Below are 9,963 nucleotides of genomic sequence, written 5' to 3'. Positions count from 1 at the left end.
ACAACCCACGCCCCTACGTCTGGACCAAGACCGCCGACCAGATCCTCGAATCCATCGCCCGCTACTGCACACGCATTAACGACTCACGACACTAGTAGCGGAACTTGTGTCGAGCGCTGCGCCGGTTCACCTGGGCCGGTAAATCGTCCCGGTTCTCGCGTTGGGGCAGTTCGTCCGGATCACGGCCCTGGGTGAAATCCCGCATCGTCACCACAAAGCCCTGGACCAGGCGGTCCTCGCGCAGGTCGCGGTACGTGGCTTCGACCAGCACCTGGCTGCCGTCGGCCCGCAACAGCGAGCAGAACACCGCGCCGTCGCCGGAGCTGCGGAAGGCCTGACGCAGCAGGTTGCGGTCGTCCGGATGCACCAGATCGTCGAGGGTCGCCAGCGGCGGAAGGTCGTCGGCGCCGAGCAGCTCGCGCAGCGAGGGACTGGCGTATCGGATGCGCTGGTCCTCGTCGATCACCACCACGATGTCCGCGCTGTTGCGGATCACCGCGCGCAGATAGAGATCACTGTCGCGGCGGCCGATCGCCTCCACCAGTGAGATGCGGTCCAGCGCGAGCGCCGCTTGACCGGCCAGCACCTCGAGGGTGTCGCGGGTGGCGGTGAGGGTGTCCCGGCGACCCACCAGGATCAGGGCTCCGCCGCTGGGCCGGGCGACGGCGAGCGGTTCCAGCCAGAGCGGACAGACCAGGGTGGCGTAGTCGTGATCCGCGTCCGCGATCCACCAGCTGCGGGGCGGTGCGCCGGCCTCGGTGCCGGGCACCGCTTCGAGCGTGAGCTGGCGGTCGTCGACGGCGAAGGCGGTGCTGCGGATGGCGTCCGGCGGCATGAGCTGGGCGATCGCGGCGCGGACGGCCTCGTCCACGGCCGGCGTGTCGGCGGCGGCGACCAGCGCGGCGCTCGCCTGCCGCAGGCCGCGCTCGCGCGTCAGGGCCTGGCCGTTCAGGGTCACCGAGTCGGTCAGCCGCGTGATGGTCAGGAGAAGGGTGATCGCACCGGCCACGGCAATCTCCACGCCGTCGCCGACCGTGCCGTCGGCACCCTCGATCAGCAGAACGACCGGCGGGGTGGCAACGGAGATGCCCAGCAGCGCCGCCCAGCGCCCGCGCCACGGGCTCGGACGCGGCGCCGCGGGCTCGGTGAGCCTGACCATCGACGGGTGCAGCGCGGCGGCGCCCCAGGCCAGGTAGAGCACCACGAAACCGGACTCGCTCAGCCGGCCCGGCCACAGCGGCTGCGAGATGTCACCGACCAGGACACCGACCGCACCCATGACCAGCAGCGCGGCCGAGAGGTTCCGGCCCACGGCGACCAGCATGCGGGCGACAACCGCGAGGAGCAGCAGGGCACCGATGACGTACGCCCCGGAGATCTTCCCGATCTGGCCCGCATCGCCGATGACGAACACCCAGACCACCAGCAGCGTCGAGCAGGCGAACGCGAGCAGGTCGATGAGCCGTGCCCGGTCGACGAGAATCGCACCGACGCGGGTCAGCTGCAGCAGACTGCAGGCGACCAGCGCGAACATGGCGTAGAAGCAGACATCGGCCAGGCCGGGCCGGTGCAAGGCGGTCAACACGTCGCCGGCAGCGCTCGCCGCGATGGCGCCGGCGAGCAGCAGCCAGGGTCCGATCCGGGCGGGTCGGTGACGACGGACGCCGTAGACGATGGCGGCCGTGCTACCGATTCCCAGCACAATCCATTCGATGGCCCTCAGCACGACCTAACTAGTACCACGTCCGGCCGCCGACGAGGCCACACGCCTGTTGGAGGCTAGGGCGAGCTAACGGAGCTGGCCCGCGGCCAGGCCGCTCTGCACCTGGCGGTGGAAGATCAGATAGGCGGCGATCACCGGCAGCATCGCGATGGTCATCCCGGCGAACAGGCCGCTGAAGTCGCCGCGGTATCCCTCGTTCACCGCGAGCGCGGTCAGCCCCTGCGCCAGCACCCACTTGCGCTCCGCGCCCTCGCCCTGCATGAGCACGATCGGCAGGACGTACTGGTTCCACTGGAACAGGAAGTTGAAGATGCCGACGCTGACCAGTCCGGGGCGGGCCATCGGCAGCATCACCGCGAAGAACAGCCGGAAGTGCCCGCACCCGTCGACCATCGCGGCCTCGGCGACCGAGGTGGGCAGGGTGCGGAAGAACGCGGTCAGGAAGAACACCGTGAACGGCAGCGAGTAGGCCGCGTACACCAGCGTCAGGCCGGGCAGGGTGCCGAGGATGCCCAGGTTGCGCACCACGAAGAAGAGCGGCACGAGCGCCAGGAAGACCGGGAACATCATGCCGCCGACGAAGGCGAAGTAGACGATCCGGCGGCCCCGGAAGGAGTAGCGGGCCAGGACGTACGCGGCCATGGCGCCGAGCAGCATGGTCAGTGCGAGCGCGCCGGTCACCACGATGGCGCTGTTCAGGAAGTAGCGGCCGATGTGGGCCTCGTTCCAGGCCCTCCCCCAGTTCTCCCACCGCAGCCGGGACGGCAGGCTCCACGGGTCGGTCAGGATCTCGTTGTCGCTCTTGAACGAGCTGAGCACCGCCCACAGCAGCGGCAGCGTGGTGAGCAGCGCCCAGCCGATCAGGAACACGTGCGACAGCACCGGGACCGTGCGGCCGGCGGGCCGAGGGGTTGCGTCCGGCGGCGACGTGGACGACGACGTGCGGGAGGATTCGGTGAGCACCGCCATCACAACTCCACCCGCTCGCGGCGGGTCACTCGCAGGAACGCGACCGCCACCGTGAGGGTCATGAAGAACATCGCCACGCCGATCGCCGAGGCGTAGCCGAACTGCCCGTCGCCGAACGCGGTCTTGTACAGCCGCAGCCCGACCACGTCCGACGACGAGCTCGGCCCGCCGTCGGTGATGATCTGCACGATGGCGAAGCCGTCGATCGCGATGATCGCCAGGTAGACCCAGGCGACCTGGATGGTGTCCCACACCAGCGGGACGGTGATCCGGACCAGCGTGGTGAGCCGGCTCGCGCCGTCGAGCAGTGCCGCCTCGTAGAGGTCGCGGGGTATCGACTGCATGGCCGCGCTGAACAGGACCACGTAGAAGCCCACGTTCATCCAGACGAGCACGGCCAGCACGCACCAGAACGAGAACCGCGGATCGCCGAGCCAGGCCACGGCCAGGGCGTCCAGCCCGACCGCGCGCAGCACCCCGTTGATCATGCCGGTGTGCGGGGCGTACGCCTCCTTCCAGAGCACGCCGATGATCGCCACCGACAGCACCTGGGGGAAGAAGTAGACGACGCGGTAGAGGCCGGCTCCGCGTACGCCGTGCACGCCCGCGCGGTCGGGGCGGCCGCCCACGCTGATCATCGAGGCGAAGAAGAGGCCGAGCAGGATCGTCGCCACCGGCAGCACCACGAGCATCAGTGCGTTGTGCCGCAGCGCGTTCCAGAAGTAGCCGTCGCCGGCCAGCCGGCGGAAGTTGTCCAGCCCGACGAAGTCGTACTCCGGCGACAGCCCGCTCCAGTCGGTGCCGGCGATCTGGAACGCCTGCGCGTACGGCGAGACGACGAAGACGCCGTACAGCAGCAGGGGCGGGATCAGGAACGTGGCGATGAACAGCCGCTTGCCGCGCACCTCAGGCCCGCTTGTACTTCTTGACGGCGGGGTCCTGGGCGAACTCGTCGGCGGACCGCTGCACCTTGTCGCACCACTGCGCCGCGTTGATCCGCTTGGTGAACAGCTCGGCGCACGCCGCGTCGACCCGCTCGCGCTCCAGCTTGCGGTAGTACGACGAGTACAGCCAGGTGAAGGCACCGCCGTTGGACGCGTCGATCAGCTTGGTCACCGAGGTGAGGCCGGGGCCGAGCGCGATGCCGGCGCTGGAGCCCCGCACGCAGGTGAGGCTGCTGACCTTGCGGGTGAAGTCGGAGGCGCCCTGCTGCGAGAGCATGATCCGCAGGTATTCCAGGCCGCCGCGGACGTTCTTGCCCTTGGTGGGCACGATGAACGGCTCGCTGCCGGTGCCGCGGAACGCCTCGAAACCCATCTTGTCGCCCGCGGTGAGGCTGGGTGTCGGCGCGACGGCCATCCGGAAGCCGGGCGGGGTGACCGACTTCTGCTCGTTCTCGAGCCACGATCCGCAGGAGACGAACGCGGCGTGTCCCCGGCACCACTCGGTCTGCGACTGGATGTGGTCCATGCCCTCGGCGCCCGGCTGCAGATAGCCGTCCACGGCAAGCTGGTAGTACGCCTCGGCGGCGGCCCGGACGGCGTCGTGCTTCCAGGCGTTCGGCTCCAGGTTGTCGATCGCCTTGATCACCTCGATGCCGCCGGTTTTGCCGGCGGCGGCGAGGATCGGCCAGCTCATGTAGCGGGAGTGCTTGCCCGGGTAGGTCCAGGGCGCGATGCCGGCCGCCTTGATGGTCCTGCACAGGGCGATCATCTCGGTCCAGGTCTTCGGGTACTCCCAGCCCCTGGCGTCGAAGAGCTTCTGCGAATACCAGACGCCGTACGCCGAGTAGGCGTAGTTCAGCGACAGGAACCTTCCGTCGTAGGAGCCGACATCGACGATGCCGGGCAGCAGCGTGTCGCGGACCTTGGTGTTCGGGTCGTCGAGGCTGGGCGCGTCGAGCAGTTCGCCGAGATCGGTCAGGGCGCCCTCGGACACCAGGCCGTTGAAGTCGATCTGGCTGCCGCCGGAGTTGTTCACCACGTCCGGCGGGTCGCCGGCCACGAACCGGGGCTGCAGCGTCTCGGCGATCTGCTGGGTGGCCGAGTGCTTGATCTCCGCCTTGGGGTAGCGCTGCCGGTACATGGCCTCGTGCGCCTTGGCGTACTCCTCGCCGAAGCCGCCGTTGAAGATGACCACCTCCAGCGGCGCGTCCGGCTTGACGCCCAGCGGGTTGCTCGCGGTGACCTCGCCCTTGGCGTCGTCCGGGGAGTCGTCGCCGCCCATCGCGCACCCGGCGAGCGTGCCCGCGGCGGCAGCACCCGCCGCACCCTGCAGTAGCCCGCGCCGGCTGATCCCGTGTCCCATGTTCGGCTCCCGCCTAGTTATCCGATTGGTTCCAGCCGTCGGCCTCGAACCGGGTCGCGCCGTCGACGAGGATGGCTCCGGGCTCGAACACCCGGAGACGGTCGAGCAGGACGCCGCGGCCCTGCGAGGCGGCGTCGGTGCGATAGCCGAGGCGCAGCCGGGTGGTGCCGGCCGGCACCTCGGCGGTGGCGAGCCACCAGTGGCGGCCGCCGTAGCCGGTGAACGTGCCGTCGCCGGTGAACGTCTCGCGGCCCGCGCGCAGGGTCGCCGGCAGCGGCGCCCAGGTCACCCCGTCGGCCGACGACTCGAGCGCCGCCGTGTCGTAGCGCGGCTCGGTGTCGTACCAGAAAAGGAACGCGGCCCGGCACCGCGGGCCCGCCGCGCGCCGCAGCGGCGCGGTCAGCGTCATGATCGCGCCGTCGCGCCGCTCGGTCCGCCAGGGCGCGCCGCCGGGAAGCGCCTGGACCGGGTGGGCGGCGGCGAAGGTACGCGCGAGAGCGCGCCGGGCCACGTTGTTGCTCCCCCAGTCCCGGTCCGGGTGCACCCGGTTGCTGAGCAGGATGAGGAACGACTGGTCGAGCGGGTCGATGACGATCGAGGTGCCGGTGAACCCGGTGTGCCCGAAGGCGACCGGCGAGGTCATCCCGTCCATGTACCACTGCTTGGCGAGCTCGAAGCCGAGCCCGCGCGCGCTCTCGGGGTACGCCTCCAGCAGGTCCGCGTTGTAGTTGACAAGCGCCTGGCGGACCATCGGGGCGGACAGGATCCGCCGGCCCCGGTAGCTGCCGCCGTCGAGCAGCATCTGGCAGAGCACCGCCAGGTCGTCCGCGGTGGAGAAGACGCCGGCGTGCCCGGCGACGCCGCCGAGCGACCAGGCGTTCTCGTCGTGGACCTCGCCCCGGACCATGCCGCGGCCGACGTACGGCTGGTACTCGGTGGCGGCGGTCCGGTCGCGCAGCTCGGGGCCGGGGTTGTAGCCGGTGTCGCGCATCGCGAGCGGGCCGGTGACCCCGTCGCGGACCGCGTCCGCGAGGGACTTGCCGGTGACGCGCTCGACCAGCACGCCGAGCCCGATCAGGCCGATGTCGGAGTAGACGTACTGCCGGCCGGGCGCCGATCCGGCGGTGACCGGCGTGGCGAGGGCCGCGGCGATCCGCTCGGCGGGCGTGGCGTACCTCGAGTAGAACGGCAGGAACGCGGGCAGCCCGGAGGTGTGGGTGAGCAGATGCCGGACGGTCACCGACCCCTTGCCGCCCGCCGCGAACTCCGGCACGTGGTCCGCGACCGGCGCGTCCAGGCTCACCCGCCCGGCCTCGACCTGCTGGAGCACCACGATCGTGGTGAACAGCTTGGAGATCGAGGCGAGGTCCCACAGGGTGTCGGGGCGCGCCGGGACGCGCTGATCCGGCGGCAGCTCGGCGATCCCGCCGGGTCCCGCGGTGTAGCGGACCGCGTCGCCGACCGCGAAGCGCGACACCACGACACCATGGTGTGCGGCGAGCACGGTGGCGCCCGCGTACGCGGGATGGCCGGGATGATCGGGTGTGGGCGCCAGATACGACGCGGCGATGCTGCGCAGCGCGGCGACCCGGTCCGGCAGCAGGCCGGCCTCCCGCGCGGTGCCGGTGCGCAGCACGTCGTGCCGGAACCGGAGGTCGGCGGGGGTGACCGCCGGCGCCCGGCCGGGCTCGGCGGTGGGCCGCGCGGCCGCGGGCGAGCCCGCGGCGAGGCAGGCGACCACGCAGAGCGGGGAAAGGAACCAGAGTTTGATCATCAACGCCTCTCTATACGTCGATCCGTCGAGGATGAATGTTTCCTTCGTAACTGGCAAGAGGGACGAAGGTTATTGCCATACCACGGCGACCCGACTACCTTCTGGCACCATGCGAACGCGTCCCGTGGCACTTCTCGCTCTCGCCGCCCTGGGCATCACGGTGTCCGCCGTTCCGGCCGCCGCCGCGAGCCCCGCACCGTCGCCGGTCGACGCGGTCCTGTCCCGGATGACCCTGCCGGAGAAGATCGGTCAGCTCTTCACCACCTACGTCTACGGCAACGACGCGAACACGCCGTCGGCAGCCGACGCCGCCGCCAACCGCCGGATGTACGGCGTGGACACCCCGGCGGAGGTCGTCGCGAAGTACCACCTCGGCGGCGTCATCTACTTCGCCTGGACGAACAGCCTGCAGACGCCGCGCCAGATCGCCACGCTCAGCAACGGGCTGCAGGCCGCCGCCGGCGACGTCCCGCTGACCATCTCCACCGACCAGGAGCACGGCGTGGTCACCCGGATGCCGCCGCCGGCCACCCAGTTCCCCGGCGGGATGGCGCTCGGCGCCGGGCGCAGCCCGCTCGACGCCTACCGCACCGGCAAGGTCACCGGCACCGAGCTGCGGGCGGTCGGCATCAACCAGGCCTGGGCCCCGGTGGCCGACGTCAACGTGAACCCCGCCAACCCGGTCATCGGGGTGCGCTCGTTCGGCAGCGATCCGGGCCTCGCCGCCGCGCTCACCGCGAGCCAGGTGCTCGGGTTGCAGGTCGGCGCGAACGCCTCGGCCTCCGCCAAGCACTTTCCCGGGCACGGCGACACCGCCACCGACAGCCACACCGGGCTGCCGGTGATCACCCACACCCGCGAGCAGTGGGAACGCATCGACGCGCCGCCGTTCAAGGCCGCGATCGCGGCCGGCGTCGACGCCATCATGAGCGCGCACATCGTGGTCCCGGCGCTCGATCCGGCGCTCGACCCGGCCACCCTGTCGAAGCCGATCATCACCGGGCTGCTGCGCGGCGAACTCGGCTACCGCGGCGTGATCGTCAGCGACTCGCTGGAGATGGCCGGCGTACGGCAGAAGTACGGCGACGACCGGGTACCGGTGCTGGCGCTCAAGGCCGGCGTCGACATGCTGCTCATGCCGCCGGACATGCCGGTGGCGTACGGCGCCCTGCTCGGCGCGGTCGCGTCCGGCGAGCTCACCGAGGCCCGCATCGACGAATCCGTGCGCCGGATCCTCACCCTCAAGCAGCGGCGCGGCCTGCTGCGCTGGACGCCGCTCGACCCCGCCGCGGCGGAACGCTCGGTCGGCACGCCCGCGAACCTCCGCGTCGCGCAGTCCGTCGCCGACCGCGGCGTCACCGCGATCCGCAACGACGCGGGCCTGCTGCCGCTGCCCGCCGGCAAGTCGGTGCTGGTGACCGGCTGGAACACCGGCGCCACCTCGAACATCGCGGTGCTGGCCGGCGCGCTCGGCGCCACGCCGCTGGTCACCGGCCTGCCGGACGACGCCAAGATCGCCGAAGCGGTCGCGGCGGCACGCGCCCACGACGTCACCGTGGTGCTCACCAGCCGGGCCTGGGACACCACGGTCGCCGATCCGGGCGGCCGGCAGAAGGCGCTCGTCAAGGCCCTGCTGGCGACCGGCAAGCCGGTCGTGTGGGCGGCGGTCCGCGACCCCTACGACCTCACCGCCGCGCCGGAGGCCGGCACCTACCTGGCCACCTACGGCTACTCGGCGGTCTCCATGGAGTCGCTGGCCAAGGTGCTGCTCGGCACCGTGGCGCCGCGCGGCAAGCTGCCGGTCGAGATACCGGGCCTCTACCCGTACGGTCACGGCCTGACCTGGAGCGTCCGGTGAACCGACGGGGGCTGCTGGCCGCGGGCGCGGCCGGAGTCGCGGCCGGGCTGACCGGCGCGGAGCCTGCCGCCGCAAAACCCGGCCTGCTCCCCCGGGTCCCGGTGCGGACCGGGATGGACCGGCTCGCCGCCGCCGGCTGGGACGCGGTGCGCGGCGAGCGCATCGGCGTCGTCTCCAACCCGACCGGCGTGGACCGCGAGTACCGGCACCTGGTGGACCGGATGCACGCCGACGGCGTGAGCATCGGCGGCGTCTTCGGCCCGGAGCACGGCTTCCGCGGCTCGGCGCAGGCCGGCGGCAGCGAGGGCACCGGCACCGACGCCCGCACCGGGCTGACCGTCTACGACGCCTACCTCGCCTCGCAGGCCACCTGGGCGCAGATGTTCACCGCGGCCGGGGTGCGCACTGTCGTCTTCGACATCCAGGACATCGGCGCCCGCTTCTACACCTACATCTACACCCTGTACGACTCGATGGCCGCCGCCGCCCGGCTGGGCCTGCGCTACCTGGTGCTGGACCGGCCCAACCCGGTGGGCGGGCGCGCGTACGGGCCGATGATGACCGACGGGTTCACCTCCGGCGTGGGCCGGCTGAAGATCGTGCAGCAGCACGGCATGACGGTCGGCGAGCTGGCCCGCTTCTACAACGGCGAGTTCCTCGTCGCGGAGGCGGGACGGCCGGTGGACCTCGAGGTGATCGACTGCCGGGGCTGGGCCGGGCGGCTGCGCGCCGGCGACACCGACCTGCCGTGGGTGCTGCCCAGCCCGAACATCCCCACGCCGGACACCGCGCTGGTCTACCCCGGAACGGGCCTGTTCGAGGGGGTGTCGTCGCTGTCCGAGGGCCGCGGCACCACCCGCCCGTTCGAGCTGATCGGCGGCCCCGGCTTCGATCACCGCTGGCGCGACCGGGTGGCGGCGCTGAACCTGCCCGGGGTGGAGTTCCGGGAGGCGTACTTCACGCCGACCTTCAACAAGTTCACCAACCAGCTCTGCGCGGGCATCGAGGTGAAGGTCAGCGACCAGGCCGCGTACGACCCGATCCGGACGGCGGTCGCCATGCTGGTGGAGGCCCGCGGGGAGGCGGCCTTCGCGTGGCGGGTGGACGGCGGCACCCGGTACTGGATCGACCTGCTCACCGGCTCGTCGCGGCTGCGCACGATGATCGACGCGGGCGCGACGACCGACGACGTGGTCGGCGCCTGGGCGGGTGAGCTGGCCGCGTTCGAGGCGCGGCGGCGGCCGTACCTGCGCTACTCGCGGCTCGGCTCGTGAACGGCGCCGGTCAGCCGCGCGTGCACCACCGGCGCCACGGGGGCGCCGGTGAACAGGC

At 71.7% G+C, this 9,963-nt stretch carries 7 protein-coding genes; 2 read left to right on the top strand and 5 right to left on the bottom strand.

Annotated elements, in window-relative coordinates:
• Positions 1–91: 91 nt before the first annotated feature.
• The 5 genes from AB0F10_RS41335 to AB0F10_RS41315 all read right to left on the bottom strand — a co-directional run bounded on the left by AB0F10_RS41335 (position 92) and on the right by AB0F10_RS41315 (position 6,773).
• Entirely contained in the window at positions 92–1,702 is a 1,611-nt protein-coding gene (locus AB0F10_RS41335; RefSeq protein WP_360638770.1) for a PAS domain S-box protein, read from the bottom strand.
• An 87-nt stretch (positions 1,703–1,789) separates the two neighbouring features.
• Complete coding sequence (locus AB0F10_RS41330) at positions 1,790–2,692, bottom strand: carbohydrate ABC transporter permease (protein ID WP_360638767.1); 903 nt, start codon at positions 2,690–2,692, stop codon at positions 1,790–1,792.
• Entirely contained in the window at positions 2,692–3,597 is a 906-nt protein-coding gene (locus tag AB0F10_RS41325; RefSeq protein WP_360638764.1) for a sugar ABC transporter permease, read from the bottom strand. The genes AB0F10_RS41330 and AB0F10_RS41325 overlap by 1 nt, the downstream gene beginning before the upstream one ends.
• 1 nt (position 3,598) lies before the next feature.
• Complete coding sequence (ngcE, locus tag AB0F10_RS41320; RefSeq protein ID WP_360638761.1) at positions 3,599–4,999, bottom strand: N-acetylglucosamine/diacetylchitobiose ABC transporter substrate-binding protein; 1,401 nt, start codon at positions 4,997–4,999, stop codon at positions 3,599–3,601.
• A 13-nt stretch (positions 5,000–5,012) separates the two neighbouring features.
• A complete protein-coding gene (locus AB0F10_RS41315) occupies positions 5,013–6,773 on the bottom strand; it encodes a serine hydrolase domain-containing protein (protein ID WP_360638758.1) in 1,761 nt (586 codons plus the stop codon).
• A gap of 109 nt (positions 6,774–6,882) precedes the next feature.
• Here AB0F10_RS41315 and AB0F10_RS41310 point away from each other — a divergent pair, with 109 nt between their 5' ends.
• Together AB0F10_RS41310 and AB0F10_RS41305 are read left to right on the top strand one after the other, a co-directional pair.
• Positions 6,883–8,631: a glycoside hydrolase family 3 N-terminal domain-containing protein gene (locus AB0F10_RS41310; protein ID WP_360638755.1), complete on the top strand. Its 1,749-nt coding sequence runs from the start codon at positions 6,883–6,885 to the stop codon at positions 8,629–8,631.
• Positions 8,628–9,905: a DUF1343 domain-containing protein gene (locus AB0F10_RS41305; RefSeq protein ID WP_360638752.1), complete on the top strand. Its 1,278-nt coding sequence runs from the start codon at positions 8,628–8,630 to the stop codon at positions 9,903–9,905. Before AB0F10_RS41310 ends, AB0F10_RS41305 begins: the two co-directional genes overlap by 4 nt.
• Positions 9,906–9,963 lie beyond the last annotated feature (58 nt).

Source organism: Actinoplanes sp. NPDC026623 (assembly GCF_040638275.1).
Classification (GTDB): Bacteria; Actinomycetota; Actinomycetes; order Mycobacteriales; family Micromonosporaceae; genus Actinoplanes.
Note: the sequence above shows the minus strand (reverse complement) of the source record. Positions and strands in the feature narration are given on the sequence as shown.